Raw genomic sequence first — 22,505 nt, forward strand, 5'->3', positions numbered from 1 at the left:
CTCTGTCCATTTAAATTATAAAAATTATAATGTAAGAATTAATGTAATCATATCCTCTTTTACGACAATATTCAAATGAACATTTTATGGATCATACAAGTGATTTTCATTACCAGTCATCTCGTACCAAGACAAAAAAAGCCTCATCCAAAAGGATTAGGCTGATCATTCCTGATTGTGATTCCCTTCCAAAATCCGTCGAATATTCCCCTTGTACTGGGCGAGCAACTGCCTTGCCTCTTCTGCTGGCAACCCCGTCTTTTGCATCACGATCGCCAGTTTTGCGTCACCGTCTGCCTTGTGCAACAGTATGTCTGCCTCATCGGTAGAGACATGGGTCGCTTCTGCCACGATTTGTTTTGCCCGTTCCTTCAGTTTCTCATTGGTTACCTGCACATTGACCATCAAATTTTTGTACACTTTCCCCAACCGGACCATACATCCGGTCGTAATCATATTGAGAACCATCTTCTGTGCCGTCGCTGCTTTTAAGCGTGTCGATCCGGTCACCACCTCTGGCCCTACTACCACATTAATCGCTACATCCACACCTTGACTGATCTGCGCTACTTGGTTGCAGGACAACGAAATGACTTTTGCCTGCTGCCTTCTTGCTTCCGCCAATGCTCCGATGACATAGGGTGTCCGACCACTCGCCGCAATTCCTACCACGGCATCCCCTGCCTTTACGCCATAGGCAATCACATCTTCTCTGCCGTTCTGCTCCACGTCTTCGGCTCCTTCGACTGCCTTGACGATCGCTTTTTCCCCGCCTGCTATGATTCCCTGCACCAATGAGGGGTCCGTCCCAAAGGTTGGGGGGCATTCAGCAGCATCGAGCAAGCCCAATCTCCCACTCGTGCCCGCTCCAAAGTAAAAGAGCCTTCCGCCGTTTTCCAGACATTCTGCGACCAAATCAACGGCCGCTGCAATCGAAGCCAGCTCCTTTTCAACGGCAAACGCAACTGTTTTATCCTCTTCATTCATAATCTGGACAATTTCTATCGTAGAGAATTTATCCAGCTCTTCTGTTTTCCGATTTCTTGTTTCAGTCGTTAAATCACGCAGGTGAAACTTCATCCAGTTACCTCCCACCCATCTACTCTCATCTTCTCTTTCTACCCCACACCATGCTGCTTTTTCTCCGATGGAAACAGGCTGACCGGAAGATGTCCAGCGGCCTTTCGTTCCCCGAACAAAATGTCTGCCACAAGCTCGATGGCATGGTACGTATGGTCGTAAACGGCGAGAAACGCATCGACCTCTGGCATTACCAAGAGATCATACGGATTTCGCAAGGCGACAGCCACGACCTTTTTTCCCTGTTGAACGAGCCGATTCACCAGCACCGATTGGCCTTTAAAGATATGGGCATTGTACGTAAAAACGACGATTTGCTCCAAGGATGCCATCCCATTCTCCACAAGATCCACTTCATCCTCTGTCGGGTTGAGTGTCGACATCATATGGTATTCAACTTCTCGATATTTTCTCAATGGTGCGACCAAATCCCCAGAAGCGGCTTGCCCATCCTCTGCCAAAGTGAGGTTGGAAATCCCCGGAAAAATCACCCCGAGCGGTTGCGTGCTTCTCTGTAAAGGAAGCAACTGATGCTCATTTTTCACCAAGGTTATGGCTTGGGCGAGGGCATCTTTCGCCATGTCTGCATGTTGGACACGGTCAAAGGAAGGGCCATTTGCTCGCAAGCAATGCTCCCAGGAAAGAAATCGTATCTTTAATTGAAGCACACGATTTACCGCTTCGTTGACCCGCTCATCTGACAGCTCCCCCGAATGAATGGCCGCAACGAGGCGTTCATACGTTTTTTGCTGAACTTCATGCGTGTGGGAAACCAGAACCAGATCGATCCCAGCCTGCACACAACGCACCGCCGCTTCCGGAACCCCGATGGTACCCGCAATGGCTGCCATCTCCATACAATCCGTTATGGCGACCCCATCAAAGCCGAGCGACTCACGCAAAATTCCCGTCACGATCTCCTTGGAATACGTAGCAGGAGAACCCGACGCATCCATACTCGGCAAACTGATATGTCCAACCATCACCATGGGGACTCCTGCCGCGATACTGCGCTGGAATGGAACCAACTCGACCTGATCCAGTCGCGTCCGATCATGCCCAAGCACAGGAACGGCTTCATGAGAATCAGTGCTCGTATCACCATGACCGGGGAAGTGCTTGATAGAGGGAATGACACCGCTCGCGAGCAAGCCTTGAATAGCGGCCTCACCAAACCGCGCCACCTGCTCTGCCGCTTCTCCAAAAGACCGCACCCCAATGACCGGATTGTCCGCATTATTGTTCACATCGACTGTCGGGGCAAAATTGACTGAAATCCCTGCTGCACGCAGCTCCTCACCTGTTGCCTGGTAGATGCGCTTGGCTTGATCGAGATTGCCTGTCGCACCCAAAGCCATCGCGCCTGGAAAGCGCGTCGCCCCTTTTTGCAGACGGGAAACCACGCCATTTTCCTGGTCGGTCCCGATCAACAGCGGATAGGGGTGCCAAGACTCATACGCCCAGCTCTGGAGCTTCTGTACGCGCTGATAGGTCTCCTCCGGTGTCCCGATATTGCGGCTAAAAAGAATCACATTGCCAATCTGTTTTTGTTTGATCCACGCTTCCATTTCTTCGGGAATATCCAGCGTAGGGTAACCGATCATCAGCAGTTGCCCGACCTTCTGTTCCACTGTCATATGTTCGGCTTGCATGGAATCCACCTCCCTACCGACTTGCTCTTGTTATGAGAATGCTTTGCCGTACTTCGCATACTGCTTCCAACTGCGATAACCGAGCCTCGCATAGAAGTCGACCAGCGTCGTCCAATCGATCACAATGTTTGGAATACCGCGATTCCGCAAAGCCACAATGCCCGCCTCCACAATCGCTAGTCCCAAACCTCGACCTCTATACTCCGCATCCACGCCCAGTGGACCGATGCCGCCCAGCCCATCTGCAAACAATGGTGCCCAGTATACGTTTTGGGCAATAAACGGAGAATGAGCATCATTGATTCGGCAAAAACCGACGATCTCACCGTGCAGCTCCACCACGACGAATTCGCGTCCAGTTCCTCCCCGCTGAAAATAGTGAATGGCTTCATACTCCCAGCGCCCGGGAAAGCATCGATGCAGGAAGGCCAAGAAGGCATCTTGGTCCGCCCTCGTTAACAGTCGAAAGCGGCCATCTGGTACCTCTGGCAATTCTAGCTCCGCTGGTTCGAGATACTGGCCTAACAGATCGTTCTCCAGCCGCTCCTCCGAGTGATACCCTTGTCTCTCAAACCACGCTTTTACGTCCGCAGATTCATCGGGTATGCCCGGGAAATAATGATACGGATCGCGTCCCAGCAAGACCTTTTCTACCCCTTGCTCTCGCAACGCATTTTCTGCCCTTGCCAGCAATTCACGTCCGACCCCTTGCCCGCGATGAGAGGTAGAAACGAGTAAGACCTGTATCCAGCCAATGCCTTTCCCCAACTGAATGTCGAGCTTTTCCTGCCAGCATTTGGCCACGACAAAACCGACAGGACGCTGCGTCACAGCATCTACCGCAATCCACGACCCGGCTTTGACTACATTCTGATCCTCGAAGCTGTTTTGCCGCATGAGCCCAGGCCGCATGGGAAAGCGCTCACCCAACTCCTGATTCCACAGCTCACACAGAGCGTCCGCATATTGATCGTCCCAAGGTACGTATTGCATCGGATGCTAGCCTCCCTTACGCCCTATTTCAATCCAGAAGTTTTGGAGCCTTCCACAAAATATTTCTCCGCAAACAAAAACACGATCAAAATCGGGATCAAGCTGATCAATGCCCCCGCTACCAGCAGTTGGTCCTCTGTCTTGTACTGACCGCTCAAAGACAAAATCCCGATCGGCAGCGTAAAGTTCTCGTCCGAAATGAGATAAATGACCGGCGCTAAAATCTCATTCCACTTCCCCATAAACGTAAAGACTGCCAGTGTTGCCAAGGAAGGCTTGCACATCGGTAAAAATACTCGCCAGTAAATCTGGAACGGATTGCAGCCATCCAGCTTTGCCGCTTCCTCGTAATCCTTCGGGATGTTCAAAAATGCTTGCCTCATTAAAAAAATGGCAAACGGCTGTCCGAGCCACTCCAAAATCCAAAGCGGAGCCAACGTGTCGAGCAGTCCCAAATTTTTAAAGATAATAAACTGTGGGACGATCGTGACGATCCCCGGGATCATCATCGTTCCCAGCACAATCATGAACAGCGTGTCGCGAAAAGGAAAACGCAGCCTTGCAAAGGCAAAGGCAATCATCGAGCTGGACAATAGGGCCCCGATAACCGAGAGAATCGCGACAATCAGACTGTTGATCGTATAGCTGCTAAAATTCGCCTGCTCCCACACGGTTGTATAGTTGCTCCACTGTGCTGGATTGGGCAGCCATTCTGGCGGAAATTGCATGTACTGCTTGTAAGTTTTCAGAGAGTTAAACACGGTCGTTAAAAACGGAACCAGCATAATCAAGGCACTGGCTATGACAAACAGGTATCCAACGATTTTATTGAGAGGAAAACGCTTTTGCATGGCTACCTCCTTGCCTCTTAATCATAATGAACCCATTTCTTTTGGAGCTTGAATTGGATGAGCGTAATGGCTAGCAGGATGAGGAACAACACCCACGCGATGGCAGAGGCATAACCCATTTTGAAAAAGCTGAATGCTTGGCGGAACATGAACAGCATCAGGACGAGGCTAGCGTTATTCGCACCACCTGTCGAGCCTGCCTCTGTAGAGCCCCCGGTCATGACAAAAATCTGCTCGAAGTTTTGGAAGGAGTAAATCGTATTCAAGATGACGACCAGAAACGTCGTGCCGGAAATCATCGGGACTGTCACCCGCCAAAACTTTTGCCAAGCGTTGGCTCCATCAATCGAGGCTGCCTCGTACATGTCAGAAGAAATTCCTTGCAGCCCAGCGAGAAAAATAATCATCATGTAGCCGACTGACTTCCAGATGGCGATGAGAACCAAGACCGGGATGACCCAGAATTCATCAATCAGCCAGTTTTGCGGGGCGATGCCCAGTTTGGACAGAAAAGCATTGGCAAAACCGATCCGCTGGTTAAATACCGCATCCGCTACATACGCGATCACCGTCCATGAGGAGATAACCGGCAAAAAGTGAACCATCCTGAAAAATTTCAAGCCCTTCAGCTTTTGATTCAGGGCCACTGCTAACAGCAGCGCCAAAAACGTTTTGGCCGGAACGTACAGGATCGTAAAATAGACCGTATTCCATAACGCGCGATAAAACAGCGGGTCTTCAAACAGCTTTGCATAGTTGTCCAAGCCCGTCCATTTAGGCGGATTTAAAATATCGTAGTCTGAAAAGCTGAAGTACAATGAAGCGACCGATGTTCCCACGACGAACACGAGAAAGTGGATGAGATAAGGGGAGACCAGGAGCAGTCCCCATCTCCCCTCGCTATCCAACCCTTTTCTCTTTTTCACAGCAGGCTTCGCCTGTTGCTTGGTTTGCAGCTCTAGCATGGTTGTCACACATCCTCACTGATAGATGACTACTGCTTCTTGAAGAAGTCATCCAGAACTTTTTGAATCCCTTGGTCTGTTTTCGTAATGAATTCATCCGTTCCGTATTTATCCATAAACAGCTCCGCCAGATTATCCGTGAACACCTTCACCCACTCGGTAAAGACAGCGTTGGTATCAATCGTGCCTGCGAACTCCAAGGTATCGAGGAACACTTTTTTGTTTTCCGGCTTCGTGGCTGGGTTTAGGAACATTTCGGAATTCGCCACTGATTTTTTCACTGGAATGGCTTCCCCTACTTCTGTCCACTCTTTTTGTGCTTCATCTGATGTCGTCCAGTAGGTGATCCATTCTTTAGCGGCCTTGACCTTCTCTTCCTCTGCTTTTTTATTGATGACCCATGAGTTGGCGATTACGGGTGCGAAGCGTTTGCCGTCCGGTCCTTTTGGCATAGGAGCGACATCGTAATTCAACCCTGCACCATTCATCGAGGTTGTTGCTGCGTAAATATCGATTTGCATCGCCACAGCCCCGCTCAAAAACGCTTTGAAGTTGCTTTGGAACGCCTTCAAATCAGCCGGATTCGGGAATAACTTGCGCTGCATGCCGTCGACCATCCACTCGACCGCTTTTTTGTTCTCCGGGCTGTTGATAATCGATTTTGTCAACGTCGGGTCCAGTACCCCGCCCCCATACGCTTTCAAGATGTTAAACGCACCGCGTGAGCTACCGAAAAACGCGAAGCCGTACTGCTTCACTGATTTTTTATCAAAAGCAGGATCGTCTGCATTTTTTCCGTTGGCATCGAGGGTCAGCTTGACAGAAGCCGCCTTCAAATCATCCCAGGTCCAGTCAGCCGTAGGATATGGCACGCCCGCTTTGTCGAACAAATCCTTGTTGTAGAAAAGGGCTCCGACCTGGATGCCCTGCGGCACACCCCAATACTTCCCCTCGGAGTCTTTGTTGAACTCCAGACCGTTGAGCTCATCTTTGCTAATTTCTTTCGTGACGTAGTCGGTGATGTCGAGAATCGCGCCACGTTGGGCGTAACCAAATACTTTTGTCCCGTCGCTCTGCCAAAGATCAGGCGCATTCCCGGCCGCGATCTGAGTCGTCAGCTTTTGATAGAAGTCATCATAAGGAGCGGTCATCGTTTTGATTTTGATGTGCGGATGTGATTGTTCGAATTTTGCAATAATTTCTTCCATCTTTTTCTTCGTGGGCGGATCAGAGCTGTAGCCCATATACAATTCGACTTTGTCCCCCTGCTGTGTGGAGGACTGGCTGCTACATCCGGAAATAAGCAATGCCGCGGCTAAGCCAATCAAACCGAGTACTGAGAGAAACCTTTTCTTTTTCATGGAAAACCTCCCCAATTGCATGAAGTAAAAAAACTTGCATAGCTAATGATATTTCTAAACGCCTAACATACTACTAGGCACATGTGGATACGGTGAAGGTAAGGGACTCTTTATTGACTGGTAAGGATAAAAGGATAAAGGCAGAAGTTTGTGTATTCTCAGGAGGATTTGCTTATTTGTATTGCTCCCGAACAGCTTTACGCGTCTGGCGCAAGTACGCAGCAGAGACGTCGTAATTTTTGGCAGCAACACCTCTAAACAAGATGTCGATCACATTGAGTTGTGCGATTCGTGAGGAAGTGGCGGCACTGCGTTCATCCGCTTCTGTTGAAAACGTGGTTAAGTGAAGATCCACGCATTCCGCCAAGGAGTTCGTGCCGTATTTGGTAATGCCGATGGTCACAGCACCCGATTTGCGGGCTTGTTTCATCGTGGTTATGATCTGCGAGGTTTCCCCCGAATTCGAGATGCCAACTGCCACATCACCAGCCGTCAAGGTGACTGCCGAAGTAAGCTGCAAGTGGGAATCCGAATGGGCGGTGCACATTTTATTGATGCGTAAAAATTTATGTTGGGCATCCTGGGCAACCAATTGCGAAGCACCCACTCCGTAAAAATCAATCCGAGTGGCTCGGAACAGCTCTCCAATCGCCTTCTCCACTGCTTCTGTATCCAAAATTTTGATCGTTTCCCGCAAGGAGAGGATGTTGTTGAGCGAAACCGATTCAATCAAGGTGTACATATCAGCATCGGGAAGAATCTCTTTGTATTCATCCTGAGCGGTAGACGATTGCAGATCACCCGCTATTCTGATTTTCAACTCCTGAAAACCATCTACACCGATACTTTTGCACATGCGTATGATGGCAGCTTGGCTGGATTCGCTTCTTTCCGCGAGCTCCTTGATGGAAAGACGAATCACCTCATCCGGATTGGCTAAGATGTAATGCGCAGCGTTTTGTTCAGAACGCTTGATATTGTGCAACGATTCGCGGATGCGCAGCAACCCGCCATTCAACACGAAACCACCCCTTTTGCCCGTGAATTTGTTAAGCGCTTACAAACGAGTGTGACTTTGGTAAATGATTACATATTTTGTATTATAGACACTTGAAATAAAATATCAATATGAATTGTCAGATTTGAAATAAAATTTCAAAACTATTTTTCGACACTTTCTCCCTTTGTTCGTCCTGTAATAAATTTTTCACAATTTATACCGTTACTTTTACGAATCTCTTTCCGTATTAATCCATGTACACCCAATTGACAATTAATGGGGATGATCAAAAATGACCAAGCGTAAGGCACTAGCATTCACCCTGATAGCGACACTCCTTTTGCCAAACACACCTGTTCTGTCAAACGAAGCCGCAGCAGCCTCTTCCCACAAAGCGAAAGCAACTGTAACTGCGAGCAAGATAGAAGAGCTTTCCATAAAAGATCTGAATCAAAAAGCAAAAGCGACTCTGAATCACATCAAAGAAGTCATCCCTGACCTGAAGAACTATCACATCACCTCCCTCTTAAAAGAGAACGTCGTCACCACCTCGGGTCCTATCGAACGTCTCGAAGTAATCTTGTCGAGCACACCGGAGGGTACTGCCCCAGACTTCGGAGTTGTCCATGTAAACGCAAGTACAGGAGAGCTGATCGGTGTCGCCATCCAAAACGGACTTCCCTCTTCGAAAGAAGTTTTAGGTGATGAGAAAGCGATCAAAAAAGGCAAGGAGCATCTCAAACTTTTGTTTGGAAAACAGGCAGAAAAATACAAGTTCTCACAGATCCAGACCTCTACTGTCCAGGATAACAAGACACAGATTCTTGTCATTTACACTTCCCCGGATCATTACATCAACGTAACCATGGATCGTGCCGGAAAATTAAAGGCTATCCAAAAAGACATCTATCCCAAAACAGAATGAGTCCAATTAAAAAGAGACGGTTCAGCCGTCTCTTTCTTGATGCTACGAAACCAACCTTACAACCCTGTAATATTTCGTAAGGTAAATCAATTTCCCATTTTTCTCTTATCGATTACGATTCTCCTGTTACATGTAAAGGAGGATCACCAAAAATGAATGGCATGGAAATCAACATTCACTACTTTCGCTTGATTAATGACTTGGGGAAAGAGTATCCGGCTCTGAATCCCGTGGCTTTTTACGTAGCGGAATATACGGTGTTTATTCTGGCGTTGAGTGCTTTGGTGTACTGGTTTACGAGAAAACATGAGAATCGCATCATGGTCCTTTGTGCGACGTTTACGTTTGTCATCGCTGAGCTATTCGGGAAAGTAGCCGGCAGCTTACATGCGAATAATCAGCCATTTGCAGAGCTTGCGAACGTCAATCAATTGGTTCAAAAAGCAGTCGACAATTCGTTTCCCAGCGACCATACGATCCTGTTTTTTTCCTTTTGCATGACCTACTGGCTTTTTAGAAAGACGACGGGGCCACTCTGGATGCTACTTGCTGCTTGTGTCGGTCTTTCTCGCATTTTGGTAGGTGTTCATTATCCGGCAGATGTCATCGTGGGTGCCCTGATCAGCATTGGGTCTGCCTTGGCCGTCTATATGATCGTGCCAAGATTGAGTTTTGTCCATACTTTACTTGCTTTCTATGAAAAAGGAGAACAAGCGATCTTGCCTGCCAAATCGAAGACGAGAGACTTTTGATTCATTGCTACGTTTCTGTTATCGTTCCACCATTGACATGCAATACCTGGCCCGTGACATATCCCGAATCATCCGAGGCCAGGTAGACATAGGTCGGAGCCAGCTCAAACGGCTGCCCTGCGCGACGCATCGGTGTGTCGACACCCAAGGTCGTGATGTACTCTGCGGAATAGCTGGATACTTGCAACGGCGTCCAGATTGGACCGGGAGCAACTGCATTCACCCTGATGCCTTGCTTGACCAATTGAAGGGACAAGGAGCGGGTAAAGGAGACGATGGCCCCTTTGGTTGCTGAATAATCAAGCAATTGCGGATGACCAGCATAAGCAGTAACCGATGCCGTACTAATGATGGAACTGCCTGGCTGCAAATGCGGCAATGCCTCTTGGGTGATGTAAAAAAGGGGGAAAAGGTTGGTGCGAAACGTGTCTTCCAGTTGCTCGCGGCTTATATGGAGGATGCTTTCTTGTGGAAACTGTACGCCTTGATTCAATACAAGCACATCCAATTTGCCAAAACAGCCAACCGTTTGGCGTACCACCTCCCGACACCAAGCCTCGTCGCGCAAGTCTCCCGGCAGCAGCAAACATTGCCCTCCGTAATACTCAACGACTTGCTTGGTCTCCTCGGCGTCGATGTGCTCATCCAAATAAGGAATCGCTACAACTGCCCCCTCCTTCGCAAACGCAACGGCTACAGCACGGCCAATCCCGCTATCTCCACCCGTTATAATCGCTACCTTTCCCCGAAGCTTTCCGCTTCCGATATAGTGAGGATTATCGAAAATCGGCCGCGGGACCATCAAGTATTCCATCCCCGGTTGTCGATCCTGATGCTGCGGCGGAAACGTGAGGGGAGTCTCTTCGCAAGTAGTCTTGTAACTGTAATATGGGTATCTCGGATACATGGAAAATACCTCCTGTTACGAATTCAGTCGATATCGCCATGATATTCGCCTACCCTTCTTTCTGTGCGCCGTATACGCCATCAAACCTCCCCAGTATGTCGAGCCGATCAATATCCCTGGTAGGGCACAACATGGAAGGAAAATGACATGTATGTATGACATGACCTTTTCCCATTATGGAAGCAACCATTTATGCGACAATCATCTTGATGAACTGAAGAATAAGAGGAACACCTTGTATTGGAATATCACTCAAAATCAAAACGCCCGGCTGAACAACATATAGATTGGGAGGTTGAAGCATTCCATTGATGAATAGATTCACAACAGAAACTTCATTCGGGTCCAGAATCCCGGAAGTACTGAATAAGACGACAGCATCACTGTTGGTATACATGTTTTTGACTCCATCTGAAATGGCCGTATACTGATAGGTTTCTGTTCGTATTAAACCAGGCGTACATGGACATGGGGGACAGGGAGGACACGTTGGGGAGGGTTTTACTGGGAAAATCCCGGGACAACCTAACGGCTGGACGATTTGCAGACACTGTCTCCTCACTGGGTATGACTGTGTGACATAGCGCCTCATGAGATCACTCGTCCTTTCTCGAAGTGCTTCGAACCTTCACTCCGGTTTACACATAGGAGTGAACCCCAGGCACATTCCATCCACCTGGGGCCACCATCCTATTCACCTTAGTTAACGACAAACTCTACAACTACGGGTGTACCATCATTTTCGGCATCTCCATCTGGAATCGTAATCGCTGTCGTTGTCATTGTGGAAGTATTACCTGCCTGGATTACCCCGTTAATGTAGAGATTGTAAAAAGCATACGTACCAGGAAATGCAGTCGCAGCAGCGCCCGCATCATTGGTAAAGGCTGTTGCCGCAATGGCAAACGTAGCACCAGTACCAGTTCCAGCACCCATGGTAGACGTAAATCTCAATGAGGTTAAATACGGTTTCACAATCGGCACTTAGAACACCTCCTCCTCTATTTTATCCCTACTAGTAAATGATTGGTTTCATAAGATTGAAACCGACAAATGACAGCAGAAACCTGCACATTTTTCCTCAAAAGAATATAATTGGAAAATAAAATCACCCTCCCACTTTTACCAGTAGGAGGGCGACATGATTTCTAATCTTGAAACAGGACTCGCAACTGCTCTTTCTCTGCGTCACTCAATACGTATTCTGCCATCGGAAACAGCACACTCTCTTCTTTAAAAAAATGTTCCATGAGTATTTCTACTGACTTCAGCAAATGAATGTGGACAGCTTCTACTTCAACAGGCTCAGACTTTTCCATTTCAACGATTCGCATGAATGACATCAGGCTTTCATGAATGAGATCATGCTCTTCCTCCATGACAGCAATCGGTCCCATCTCCCGTTCGATATAGTTAGCCATCAGAGGATACAGGTCTTCTTCCTCGCGTCTGGAGTGTTTCTCCAGTTCTGCCCGAAACAAGGACGCCAGCTCATGAAGCTCTGTTAAGCCTTTCTTTCTTTTCGTAGGTTCGGCAGTAGATTTCAGGCTATTTGCTAGATGTACGAGATCGTTCATCTGCTCAGCTAATGATTGGTGCTCGTCTTTCAATTTTTCCAGAGCTGGACACAGCTTCCTTCGCCCCTCAAACTCCTGCATCATCCCCATACATCCTATAGGCGGTGGTCCCATTACAATCCCTCCATCTACGAGTGGAAGTTAGTTACCAAAAGAAATATGGTACGCTAGCTGTCCCCGATCGTCCCTAGCAACCATTCGAATACAATCATCCTCTTGCGAAAAAACAACAGGTCCATTCTGGATGGGAATCGCAACAAACTGGCAAGGATTAAAATAGAGTCGCAGATGCTCCTCATCCTCCGTGATCTCCCATTTTGCCAGTTGCCTTTCCAAGAGAGCCGGACTGTGTGGTTCGGCATCATCCGCTACATCTTGAATGAGTATCCCCATTTTTTTATCCACCAAGGAAGGCAGCTCCTGGTGAAGCTCGGCAATCGTTCTCTTACTAGGATTCATGGCAACTGATCACTCTTCCTTCCCCGGATTATTTCCCTTGTTCTCTTCGATCTCGCTGGTCTTTTCTCAATACCATCCATGCCAGTGGGAACAACACTACCGTTGCACCGCTGAGCAATAGCACCTCCATATACCGCTGTGCAAAATACATATTGACTGTGTACTGGGTGCACACAATGCTGGCGAACAAGATCAGTGCTAATAGGATGACACCTCTATAGCTGCTCTTCATATCTCTTCACCCCTACAGCGTATACGGCTCCATCTTTCTCTTGAAGCACAATTTCCGGAAGTGGTCTTCTTGGAGGACCAGCGAGCGGCTTACCTGTGGCGATATCAAATTTCCCGTGATGGCAAGGACATAGCAGCTCTTTCTCATCTCGGTCCCAAAATACCGGACAACGCAGGTGGGTACATGCATTTTGATACGCCTTATATTCCTTTTCCTTCACATATACGAACAACGCGCTGTCATGCTCTCCTGGATAGTTAAACTCAATCGCATCTCCGGGTTTTATATCGCTGAGATTCGCGATTTTTTGTGTGGGATACGACTTGCTGGATGAACTCATCAGCTCCTTGGCAGCTAATGCCCCCCATGGCAGAGTAGATGCCGCGAAAAGACCGGCTGCTCCTACCATTGTTTTCATAAAGCTCCGTCGATCCAGACTACGCTCATTGGAACGATTGATGTTATGTGTATAATTGTCATCCTTCAACGGAATTGGGCGGGTTTTCTCGTTCTCCATAAGGTATTTCTCCCCTCTAGAATAGCTTCTGTTTGCCCTGCAGAATGCCAGGCAGGCTAATTTTCACATTGGTTTCGCCTTCGAGCACATCTGGGTCGTGGCTGGCAGTCCATTTGCCATTGGCCAAAGGAATCTGTGCCCGCTTTTCTTCCAGCTCTGCTTCCTCCATCCACTGCAAGGTGTTTGTCGGGCAAACCGAAGCGCACATCGGCGGGATTCCCTCTTTCGTACGGTCGTAGCATAGATCACACTTGTACATGAGATTCTGTTCTTCATCAAATTTGGGAATCCCATAGGGGCAGGCAATCGTGCAATTTTGACAACCGATGCATTTCTCTACCAAAGCTGACAATACGGCCCCATTATCTGCGATTTGAATCGCCTGAGCAGGACAGCTACGGGCACAAGCAGGATTGACACAATGGAAGCACATGAGAGGAATCGTTTGTCTGTTGATAAACGGGTCCACATCCAGTACGTAGTTTCGGTTTCGGTTGTCGTGACCTCCACACTGTGTACACGCCGCCAAGCAGCTTCGACACCCGATGCAATTATCCATTTCGATGTATAAGACTTGTTTACCCATGGCGAACTCCTCCATGTTTGTGCTTGATAATTTTCGCGGCGCACGCTTTAAACTCAGGCATTTTGCTGTAAGGGTCCAAAGCCGGATTGGTCAGCAGATTGATAGACTCCGCTTTTCCCCAGTGGTACGGGACAAACACCGTATCCTCTCGAATGGCCTCGATAACTTTCACGCGATACTGTGCCTCGCCTCTTCTTGTTTTCAGAGTGACCAGCTCATCGTGTTCAATCCCATAACGTGTCGCTGTTTTTGGGTGAACCTCTAGCAGAGGATCAGGATACATGTCTTTCAAAAACGGGATTCGTCTTGTCTGGTTCCCGGACAAATAGTGGAACACAACTCGTCCCGTCGTTAGCCGCAAAGGATATTCTTCATCCGGCTCTTCCGCTGGCGGGCGGTAAGGCAACGCACATATTTTGGCTTTGCCATCCGGGTGATAAAATTTTTTATCAAGAAATAAATGGGGTTGCCCCTCGTCACCCTCTTCACGGCACGGCCAGAAAACACCATTGTTTTGATCAATTTTCTCGTAGGTGACCCCGTAATAATCAGCTATTCCGCCTTTGGAGACCTGACGTATTTCATGAAAAATATCCTGAGGAGACTTCAAGTGAGTAAAGAATTGTCCGCGCCCCATTCTTTTGGCGATTTCTATCTGAATCCACCAGTCAGGCTTGGATTCGGCAAACCATTCCTGTGCCTGACGGTGACGAATGATGCGTCCTTCTAGATTGGTAGTCGTTCCATCGTCCTCTGCCCAAGTCGTAACGGGAAGAACGACATCGGCGTATTCAGCCGATTCGGACAAGTAAAAGTCGCAGCAAACCATAAAATCCAGACTTTTCAGGGACTCCCGAACATGGTTTAGATTTGGCGCACTTACAACCGGATTGGAGCAGAGTAAGTATAAGCTGCGAATCGTTTTATCCTTCATCAACTGGAACATCTCATAGGCAGAGACACCTTTCTGCGGCATCTCTTCCGGGGAAATGCCCCAGGCACATGCTATTTCACGCACATGTTCAGGATTGTCGAGCTTGCGGTAGCCAGGCAATTGGTCGGCTTTTTGCCCGTGTTCCCGCCCTCCCTGACCGTTTCCTTGACCAGTAAGGGTTGCCACACCCGATTTTGGACGGCCAATCTTGCCTGTGACGAGCGACATGTTGGTATAGGCCGATACGTTGTCCGTCCCTTTCGACTGCTGTTCCACACCACGGCAAAACATCACAATCGCCTCGGGTGCTCTCCCGAAAATGTCGGCAGCCCGCACAATCTTCTCCACCGAAACCCCTGTTATTTCGCTGACATACTCTGGTGTGAAGGTAGCAACCACTTCTTTTGTTTCTTCAAAACCATTCGTATGATTTCGAATAAAGTCTTCATCAATATGCCCATTCTTGATCAGGAGATGAACGATTCCGTTTGCCAGCGCCAAATCTGTACCGGGTCGCAGATCCAGGTGAATATCAGCTCGACGTGCCAAAGGCGTTTCCCTTGGATCGGCTACGATCAGATAGCCACCCCGATTTTGCACTTCCCAAATACGGAACATGCTGGTTGGATGACACTCAGCCGCGTTTGAACCGGCCAAAAACAAGCAGTCTGTTTGGTGAATGTCCGTCCACGGAACGGTAGAACCGCGGTCAATCCCCAAGCTTCGATTCAATCCGGCCGCAGCGGAGGACATGCAGAAGCGTCCATTGTAGTCGATATAGCGGGTTTGCAGGGCGACCCGCGCAAACTTACCCGTGAGGTAGCATTTTTCGTTCGTCATGGAAACGCCAGAGTAAACAGACAAGGTATCTTTGCCATAGTTGTGCTGCAACTCCTTGAACCTGGAAACGATCAAGTCAAGTGCTTCTTCCCATGACGCTTCCCGAAAACCTTCTGCCGTGCCTTTTAATGATGCATCTGTTCGAATCAACGGCCGCTGTATCCGATCCGGATGGTTCACCTGCTGATAGGCCGTCACCCCTTTTGGGCACATCTTACCCAGATTGACAGGGAAATCGTACCGTGGCTCCACTCCGATAATCTTGTTCGTCGTTGTATCTACACGCAGGTTCATTCCGCATTGCATACCGCAGTAGCAGCAGTGCGTGCTGACCAATTTCTCGTTCGGATGTATCTTGTTTTCCATTACTTTAAAAAATTTATCCTTTGGCATGTTGATTTGCCTCCCTGGCATTGATCTCGTGCGTAGGAACTCCTGTGAAGCGGAACATCCGGTATTTTCTGCGGCACGGCAAGCAAAGTTCAGCCAAGTGGAATCCTTCTTCCATTTGAAAAGCCATTTCGTTTTTACCCAGCACGCTGATTACATCTGCCGATTGTTCCGCAGAAACAAACTCATTGCTGCACACTTTGCACTTTTTCATTTCCTGTTCCCCATAGTGCTCGCGATAATTTCGTGCAAACACACTCATGGGACGGAACGGTATGTGAGCCAGTTTTCCGAATGGCAGATAAATCAACGTCACAATCACGGCAAATTGATGCGTGACTGAAATGACCGGGTGCCCAAAGCCGCCTAAGAACATGTTGCTTGCGGTTAACATCAAGCCTGTCACGCTGATAAACAGTAGCAGGTATAAAGGCAAAAAGTCGTAGACAAAGGATTGTTCAGCCCGTGCCTGCATGTTCTTGTGTCTGCGATACAAAGCCATGACTGCTCCGCCGATGACCATAAAAGCAGTAATGTTCAATGCGTTGTAAAAGAGAAAAGCAACCCAGCCATCCGCTTGTACGGTCAGAACATCCACACCCATGAACACGACCTGATAGTAGCCATTGTCCGTCATCGTGAAATACATCCAGCCAAACACTAACGGAAAGGTGACAAACGCGGCCAAGATGCATCCCCATCCCAGCAAAATATGCTGTGTCCAGCGGTACCATCCCCGATTCCAAATAAAGCGATAGATGGCCAGATGATCCACCGTTGTATTTGCCGTGTTTTTACGAAAGAGAAGGCGTAGCCCCTTTTTCAAAATGACATTCGTTGGCGGGCGATCTGCCCAAGCAGAAAATCGATAAAGGAAACCTCCGATAAAGACAAGCGTTCCCACCATATAGCCGTAAAGCGCCAAATCAATATGCGTGAAAAAACGTGTTCCCACGTAACTTAAGACGAACAAGCAAGCAATGATGATAAAAGCACGCTTCGCCACTTTGGAAGCAAATAGATAGTTCATACAACACCCTCCCTGCTGCTGCTCATTTTTTCCTTTCGCTCGAGACCATTGTAGCAACGGCTCGTAACCCAGGTTGTGATTTACCTCACACCACTGCCACAATCAGGACGATTTTCCTACCCCCAACCATCGATTTCGGATGATATAATGAGTTACCTTTGTATCCTTGTTGTAGGGGGGACCCCACATGACCGGAAATGGCACAACGTTTGTGGAGCAGATTTCTTCCGATTTTGTGAATAGCCTTGAAACGTTTTCTGTTCGGAAAAATTTCGTTCCCGGAGCCGTTCTTTTTTTGGATGGTGAAAGAGCCGATCAGCTATTCTTAATTTCGTCGGGCCAAATCAAGCTCACAAAGAACACAAATGATGGAAAAGAACTAACACTGCAAGTATTTGGTGCTGGAGAGCTAGTCGGCGTCTCCGGGCTCTTCGAACAGGAATTAACGTACACCTCCACAGGCACCATGCTGATGGAGGGTGAGATATGGATCATCCCGCGACAAGGGTTGGAAAAAATGCTCATCAAAAACGGTCAATTTTGCGTAGACTTCCTGCGTTGGATGGGATTGATGAACAGGCGGATGCAGTCCAAATTTCGTGATTTGCTACTCAATGGCAAAATCGGCGCCTTGTATTCAACGCTCATCCGCATGAGTAACACGTACGGCAAGCCACACCCCGACGGAATCCTCATCGACCTTTCCCTTACCAATCGTGATTTGGCGCAATTCATTGGTCTGACAAGAGAAAGTGTCAACCGGATGCTTTCCGATCTGAAAAAACAGGATTCTATCGATCTGCTTCCCCACGGGCATATCTTGATTAAGGACCTTGCCTATTTAAAAGAAGCGATTTATTGTGATGACTGCCCTCCTGATATTTGCCAAATGTGAGCAAACTCTACATATTTTCGTGCACAAAAAAAGTCCTGGACTTGTCCGTCCAAGACTTTTTTTCATGAGTGATTCAAGTTTCTTTATCCATGTCTTTGCTCCGCGAGCTCACTGAACATGCCAGCATAGTACTCGACGTCTCCTGCATCGTCTTTAATCGCGCTGATCGTTAACCATTGGAGATACTGATCTCCATTTTTCCGGCGATTCCAGATCTCTCCTTGCCAATAGCCATTCTTCTTGATCGAGTCCCACATCTTTTGATAGAAGTCCGCACCCTGTCTGCCTGATTTTAAAATATTGGGGGACTTGCCAATCACCTCATTCATCTCATAACCGGTCACTTTCGTAAAAGCGTGGTTCGCACTTTTAATAACTCCTCGTGTATCGGTAATCAGTATCGCCTCTCCCGTCTTTTCCATGATGGTTGCGGCGAGCTGCAGCTTCTCTTGATAAAACATCCACATCACCAAAACCAAACTTACCAGTGCAAACTGAGATAACGCCATGAAACCAATCGCGTAATGCCCGGTCAAATTAAACAACATCGTCAAGATCAACGGCGGGAAAAAGCCTCCTAATCCCCCCATCGCAGATACGATCCCATTTACAATCCCTGCTTGCCGCGAGAAATACATCGGCACTAATTTGAACACGGCTCCGTTACCGATTCCAGCACATGTCGCCACCATCAAGCACCCTACCGTATACATCAAAATCGATGGCGAAAACGATAAGACAATACCAGACAAGGCGAGCCCGGCAAACACAATTATCAATGCCTTGAAGGGATTCCACTTATCACCTAGCCAGCCTCCCAATGGTCTTGCAAGTGTTGCCAAAAGAATGAACCCTGCTGTTCTCATCCCTGCATCTACTTTATCCAATTGGAAATGGCTCACTAAAAAATTCGGGAGATACACGGTGAAAGCAACGAAGCAACCAAACGTAATAAAGTAGAACAAACTGATTAACCATAGCTTTTCGTTTTTATAGACACTCTTGATCTGCTGACCAAGGGGAGTCACTACCTTAGGTTCATTTTTATCCCCCATCAAGAAGGTAAGCACAGCAAATCCCACAAGCAATAGCATGAACATCTGTACAGTAGTGGCCCATCCAAATGATTTAGCCAGAACTGGCGCTGCAAAGGTGGTGATTGCTGTACCAATATTCCCCATACCGTAGATTCCGTTTACAGAACCATGCTTTTCTTTCGGATAGTATTTAGGTAGAGACGTGACACCAACGGAAAACACCGCCCCGCCTATCCCTATAAATAGCCCGCCGATTAACAAATCTGTATAAGTGGTCGCCTGGCTAATATAAAAAACAGGAGCCAGCAGCAAAAGAAAGCTTATGCTAAATAAAATTCTCGCGCCAAATCGGTTACTCCAATATCCAACAGGGATTCGCAGCAACGATCCAAGAAGAACAGGAATCGCTGTCACCCACGCCACTTCGCTTGCACTCATGGGTACGGTTTCTTTGATAAAAGGCATGAGCGATGACAGAATGACCCATACCATGAAACCGACCGTAAGACTCAACGTCTGTAACGGCAACTGCCATTTTCGTACCATAAACAACACCCCTCACTTGGGAAATCTTCTTCATCCACTATGATAAGAGGCAAAGTTTGGTTTCGTTGTGATTTTAATCACAGCTCCTTCCAGACGATCCGCTTATAATCAAAGCGAAATCTTGAATCGAAGGAGTGGATTATACATGTTTTGTTATCAATGTGAACAGACTCCGACAGGTGGTTGTAAGGTCATCGGCGTTTGCGGAAAGAATGAAGATCTTGCGAGTATTCAGGATACAATAATTTTTGCTTTAAAAGGAATTGCAGCTTATGCCACACATGCTCGTCAACTCGGCTATATCGATCCTGAAGTGGATGGGATTACTCAGGAAGCCCTCTATTTTACATTGACGAATGTGAATTTTAACTTGGATGAACATTTGCAAATGGCCATGAAAGTAGGCAAAGCCGCCATAAAAGTCATGGAGCTTTTGGATCGAGCTCATACGGATCATTTCGGAGTCCCGCAGCCAATCACAGTCTCACAAAATAAAATCGAAGGAAAATGCATCGTTGTTACGGGACACAATCTGTTTGCTCTCGAAGAGCTGTTAAAGCAAACAGAAGGCAAAGGAATCAATGTGTATACGCATTCCGAAATGCTGCCCGCACATGGCTACCCCGCACTGAAGAAATATCCTCATTTGAAAGGAAACATCGGGAAAGCATGGTACGATCAACGCCAATTGTTCGAGAAATTTCCAGGTGCCATATTGGCTACAACAAACTGTGTGATGCCTATTCGAGGCAGCTACGCCGATCGTTTCTTTTCCTATGATATAACCGGTTTGGAGAACGTGACGAAAATTGTAGATAACGATTTTGCGCCGCTCATTGAAAAAGCATTGACTCTCCCTGAAGTCTCCATCGAATCGGAACTGACATTGACGACCGGGTATCATCACAAAACAGTTCTCGGCATCGCCCCTGAAATCATTCAGGCAGTCAAGGAAGGACAGATCAAACGCTTCTTCGTTATCGCTGGTTGTGACGCTCCTGGCAAGGGGGGCGAGTATTACCGTGAATTGGCTACGTCCTTACCGCCAGAAACCGTCATTCTTACTACCTCCTGCGGAAAATTCCGTTTTAACGATGTAGATTTCGGCACCGTGCCAGGTACCGACATCCCAAGATATATCGATTTGGGACAGTGCAATAACTCGGTTTCTACCATTACGATTGCGGCTGCATTAGCCGATGCCTTCGAGTGTGAAGTGAACGAGCTGCCGGTAAGTATCGTTCTTTCCTGGTTTGAACAAAAAGCGGTTGCCATCCTGCTCGGTCTGTTTAGCCTGGGGATACAAGATATACGGATTGGCCCAAAATTGCCTGAGTTCATTCAGCCCGGGGTTCTGCAAGTACTGCAAGACTTGTTCCACATCCAGTTGATTGGTGACGCCCAAGAAGATATGAAGCAAATGCTCGGAATCACTCAGTAGACATAATAGAAAAAACGGCTGTCAGAGAGTTAGTGGTAAGACTAACCAATGACGGCCGTTTTTTCATTCTTTACCTTTTAAGGAACTGATCCATTTTCCTGTGTGTGCGTCGACAACTCCTTTGTCTCCGCTGAGGCGGTAAACAAGCCGCGGTTTTGGTTCCTCTACCTCGTTAAAGTCTAAATCCGGTAGCAAGTAGTAGAGTTCGAGCGATTTTTTCACGGCTTGCTCCGTTTTTTTCGCAAAAGCCAGGTCTACTCTCTGCATGTTATTGTCGAGAATAACGGGCGAGGTAAGCTTCTCATCCCCTATAATACTGCTGCCTGAGGACGAGTTGACAGCTATTTCAAATCTTGCGTACCTAATCAGAATACCATTTTTCAACCATCCAAAATGCACTTTATAGTCCCGCCAATTCGTCTCCTTCCCCCTCGGACCTCCATCATACGGCTGTGGATCAAGCATATAAATATCTGCCAACTGATGACGGAGCTTCGTTTGCAGGAGATGGATTGCGCTTGCCTCCGCCTGCTCACGGGTAATTGCTACATCTTTATGACTCGCCGCCTTTGGAGCTGAAGCAGCGGGCATTTCCTTCAAACTCTTGAACGGTTGCTTTGGTTTCGCCACCGCCCCATCGCCATCGATCATCACGCCTGAGATCGCATCTACCATTTGCGGATCGGTTGGTAGGTAACCGTAGACTAACATGTATTTCTCCCCATGATCTCTACTGGAAAAACTCTCATAATACAAGGTTGGCTCCGTTTTTTGTTCCAACAGCTCGCGCGCTTCCTTTTCCGATATGATTTGGCTTGCGTCAGGCAACTCCCCCTCATACCATAATCGATTAAATCGCAGAACCTTTCCGTCTCCTCGCGCGGTTACAGCGATATAATTGTCCTTAAAAGGAATCCCATTCTCTACTCTCTGAAATTTAAAATAGTACGTACCGTCGCTCTTGTAATCGACTTCATTTGGCTCTATTAAATTCGCTCGTTCCTCAGAAGGAATGACTTTTGTGAGAAACTTCATTACTCCCTCAAGAGCAATTTGCTTGCTATTCGTTGTAGCAGAGCCAGGGGCTTCGCTGTCTTTGTCATCATATTGATGATAGCTTAACAGGTTCCCTGAGACAGGATGAATTTTATAGCCGACACTTGATTTATCTGAATGATGCCAACTAAGGCCCCATCCCGCATAAGGTGTAAAGTCGTCATACGGTTCGATGTATTCTCCATAGTCATACTCATAGCCTTCGGGAATAGTCACCCATTTCTTGGCGTATTCAATAGCCTCTTGTTCTGAAAGAATCTTTTCTGATTTTTGCTCAGCCGCCTGTACCAGTGTACTCTCATCTGCAATATTGCCTAGTACGAGTAAGGATGAAAGCAAGAGAATCGACAATCGTTTCCAAAATCCTTTTGTCCTACTTTGCTTCATACACATGTTCCTCCTCTATCTATTCCCGTTGATTTCATCGGATCATTACGGATTTCATCACATCGATATTTTTCCATTCCTTGTTAACTTTA

Annotated in this window: 23 protein-coding genes; 4 read left to right on the top strand and 19 right to left on the bottom strand. The window is 47.6% G+C overall.

The features are described from left to right. Window positions 1-165: 165 nt before the first annotated feature. The 7 genes from murQ to HP568_RS10770 form a co-directional block, all read right to left on the bottom strand. A complete protein-coding gene (gene murQ, locus HP568_RS10740) occupies window positions 166-1,080 on the bottom strand; it encodes an N-acetylmuramic acid 6-phosphate etherase (protein WP_173629063.1) in 915 nt (304 codons plus the stop codon). 38 nt (window positions 1,081-1,118) lie between these two features. Next, entirely contained in the window at window positions 1,119-2,732 is a 1,614-nt protein-coding gene (locus tag HP568_RS10745; RefSeq protein ID WP_173629064.1) for a glycoside hydrolase family 3 protein, read from the bottom strand. 30 nt (window positions 2,733-2,762) lie between these two features. After that, window positions 2,763-3,725, bottom strand: a complete 963-nt coding sequence (locus HP568_RS10750) for a GNAT family N-acetyltransferase (protein WP_173629065.1) — start codon at window positions 3,723-3,725, stop codon at window positions 2,763-2,765. Window positions 3,726-3,748: 23 nt separating this feature from the next. Beyond that, window positions 3,749-4,576, bottom strand: a complete 828-nt coding sequence (locus HP568_RS10755) for a carbohydrate ABC transporter permease (RefSeq protein WP_048034482.1) — start codon at window positions 4,574-4,576, stop codon at window positions 3,749-3,751. Window positions 4,577-4,593: 17 nt separating this feature from the next. Continuing rightward, window positions 4,594-5,541: a carbohydrate ABC transporter permease gene (locus tag HP568_RS10760; protein ID WP_173629066.1), complete on the bottom strand. Its 948-nt coding sequence runs from the start codon at window positions 5,539-5,541 to the stop codon at window positions 4,594-4,596. Window positions 5,542-5,570: 29 nt separating this feature from the next. After that, the gene (locus HP568_RS10765; protein ID WP_048034484.1) at window positions 5,571-6,902 is read right to left on the bottom strand and encodes an ABC transporter substrate-binding protein; all 1,332 of its coding nucleotides are present in this window, start codon (window positions 6,900-6,902) and stop codon (window positions 5,571-5,573) included. A 172-nt stretch (window positions 6,903-7,074) separates the two neighbouring features. Next, a complete protein-coding gene (locus HP568_RS10770; RefSeq protein ID WP_048035948.1) occupies window positions 7,075-7,920 on the bottom strand; it encodes a MurR/RpiR family transcriptional regulator in 846 nt (281 codons plus the stop codon). 274 nt (window positions 7,921-8,194) lie between these two features. Between HP568_RS10770 and HP568_RS10775 the strand changes: the two genes are divergently transcribed. Together HP568_RS10775 and HP568_RS10780 are read left to right on the top strand one after the other, a co-directional pair. Further along, entirely contained in the window at window positions 8,195-8,827 is a 633-nt protein-coding gene (locus HP568_RS10775) for a hypothetical protein (protein WP_048034485.1), read from the top strand. A 152-nt stretch (window positions 8,828-8,979) separates the two neighbouring features. Then, window positions 8,980-9,579, top strand: a complete 600-nt coding sequence (locus HP568_RS10780) for an undecaprenyl-diphosphatase (protein WP_173629067.1) — start codon at window positions 8,980-8,982, stop codon at window positions 9,577-9,579. 7 nt (window positions 9,580-9,586) lie between these two features. Here HP568_RS10780 and HP568_RS10785 read toward each other — a convergent pair whose 3' ends face one another. The 10 genes from HP568_RS10785 to HP568_RS10830 form a co-directional block, all read right to left on the bottom strand. After that, window positions 9,587-10,486, bottom strand: a complete 900-nt coding sequence (locus tag HP568_RS10785) for an SDR family oxidoreductase (protein WP_173629068.1) — start codon at window positions 10,484-10,486, stop codon at window positions 9,587-9,589. Window positions 10,487-10,676: 190 nt separating this feature from the next. Next, window positions 10,677-11,078: a DUF4183 domain-containing protein gene (locus HP568_RS30025; RefSeq protein ID WP_173629069.1), complete on the bottom strand. Its 402-nt coding sequence runs from the start codon at window positions 11,076-11,078 to the stop codon at window positions 10,677-10,679. Between the two features lie 107 nt (window positions 11,079-11,185). Beyond that, on the bottom strand, window positions 11,186-11,470 hold the full coding sequence (locus HP568_RS10795) for a DUF4183 domain-containing protein (protein ID WP_048034488.1): 285 nt from the start codon (window positions 11,468-11,470) through the stop codon (window positions 11,186-11,188). A 164-nt stretch (window positions 11,471-11,634) separates the two neighbouring features. Further along, entirely contained in the window at window positions 11,635-12,147 is a 513-nt protein-coding gene (locus HP568_RS10800) for a hemerythrin domain-containing protein (protein ID WP_375154934.1), read from the bottom strand. 57 nt (window positions 12,148-12,204) lie between these two features. After that, a complete protein-coding gene (locus HP568_RS10805) occupies window positions 12,205-12,522 on the bottom strand; it encodes a hypothetical protein (protein WP_048034490.1) in 318 nt (105 codons plus the stop codon). Between the two features lie 28 nt (window positions 12,523-12,550). After that, entirely contained in the window at window positions 12,551-12,754 is a 204-nt protein-coding gene (locus HP568_RS10810; RefSeq protein ID WP_048034491.1) for a hypothetical protein, read from the bottom strand. Next, window positions 12,738-13,271 carry a Rieske (2Fe-2S) protein gene (locus tag HP568_RS10815; RefSeq protein ID WP_173629071.1) on the bottom strand — a complete coding sequence of 178 codons (534 nt, stop codon included), beginning with the start codon at window positions 13,269-13,271 and terminating at the stop codon, window positions 12,738-12,740. Before HP568_RS10815 ends, HP568_RS10810 begins: the two co-directional genes overlap by 17 nt. A 16-nt stretch (window positions 13,272-13,287) precedes the next feature. After that, window positions 13,288-13,857 (bottom strand): 4Fe-4S dicluster domain-containing protein, encoded by a 570-nt coding sequence (locus tag HP568_RS10820; RefSeq protein ID WP_048034493.1) that lies wholly within the window; start codon window positions 13,855-13,857, stop codon window positions 13,288-13,290. After that, window positions 13,850-16,024: a molybdopterin oxidoreductase family protein gene (locus HP568_RS10825; protein ID WP_173629072.1), complete on the bottom strand. Its 2,175-nt coding sequence runs from the start codon at window positions 16,022-16,024 to the stop codon at window positions 13,850-13,852. Before HP568_RS10825 ends, HP568_RS10820 begins: the two co-directional genes overlap by 8 nt. Further along, entirely contained in the window at window positions 16,011-17,051 is a 1,041-nt protein-coding gene (locus HP568_RS10830; RefSeq protein WP_173629073.1) for a hypothetical protein, read from the bottom strand. Before HP568_RS10830 ends, HP568_RS10825 begins: the two co-directional genes overlap by 14 nt. A gap of 187 nt (window positions 17,052-17,238) precedes the next feature. On the opposite strand from HP568_RS10830, the gene HP568_RS10835 reads away from it, so the two are divergent. Continuing rightward, window positions 17,239-17,946, top strand: a complete 708-nt coding sequence (locus HP568_RS10835; RefSeq protein ID WP_056491537.1) for a Crp/Fnr family transcriptional regulator — start codon at window positions 17,239-17,241, stop codon at window positions 17,944-17,946. Between the two features lie 83 nt (window positions 17,947-18,029). Here the strand turns inward: HP568_RS10835 and HP568_RS10840 are convergent, their stop codons facing one another. Continuing rightward, entirely contained in the window at window positions 18,030-19,529 is a 1,500-nt protein-coding gene (locus tag HP568_RS10840; RefSeq protein WP_048034497.1) for a nitrate/nitrite transporter, read from the bottom strand. A gap of 145 nt (window positions 19,530-19,674) precedes the next feature. On the opposite strand from HP568_RS10840, the gene hcp reads away from it, so the two are divergent. Further along, on the top strand, window positions 19,675-20,970 hold the full coding sequence (gene hcp / locus HP568_RS10845; protein ID WP_048034498.1) for a hydroxylamine reductase: 1,296 nt from the start codon (window positions 19,675-19,677) through the stop codon (window positions 20,968-20,970). A gap of 63 nt (window positions 20,971-21,033) precedes the next feature. Here hcp and HP568_RS10850 read toward each other — a convergent pair whose 3' ends face one another. Beyond that, the gene (locus HP568_RS10850) at window positions 21,034-22,413 is read right to left on the bottom strand and encodes a YcdB/YcdC domain-containing protein (protein WP_173629074.1); all 1,380 of its coding nucleotides are present in this window, start codon (window positions 22,411-22,413) and stop codon (window positions 21,034-21,036) included. Window positions 22,414-22,505 lie beyond the last annotated feature (92 nt).

It is taken from the genome of Brevibacillus sp. MS2.2, from assembly GCF_013284345.1.
Taxonomy (GTDB): domain Bacteria; phylum Bacillota; class Bacilli; order Brevibacillales; family Brevibacillaceae; genus Brevibacillus; species Brevibacillus brevis_C.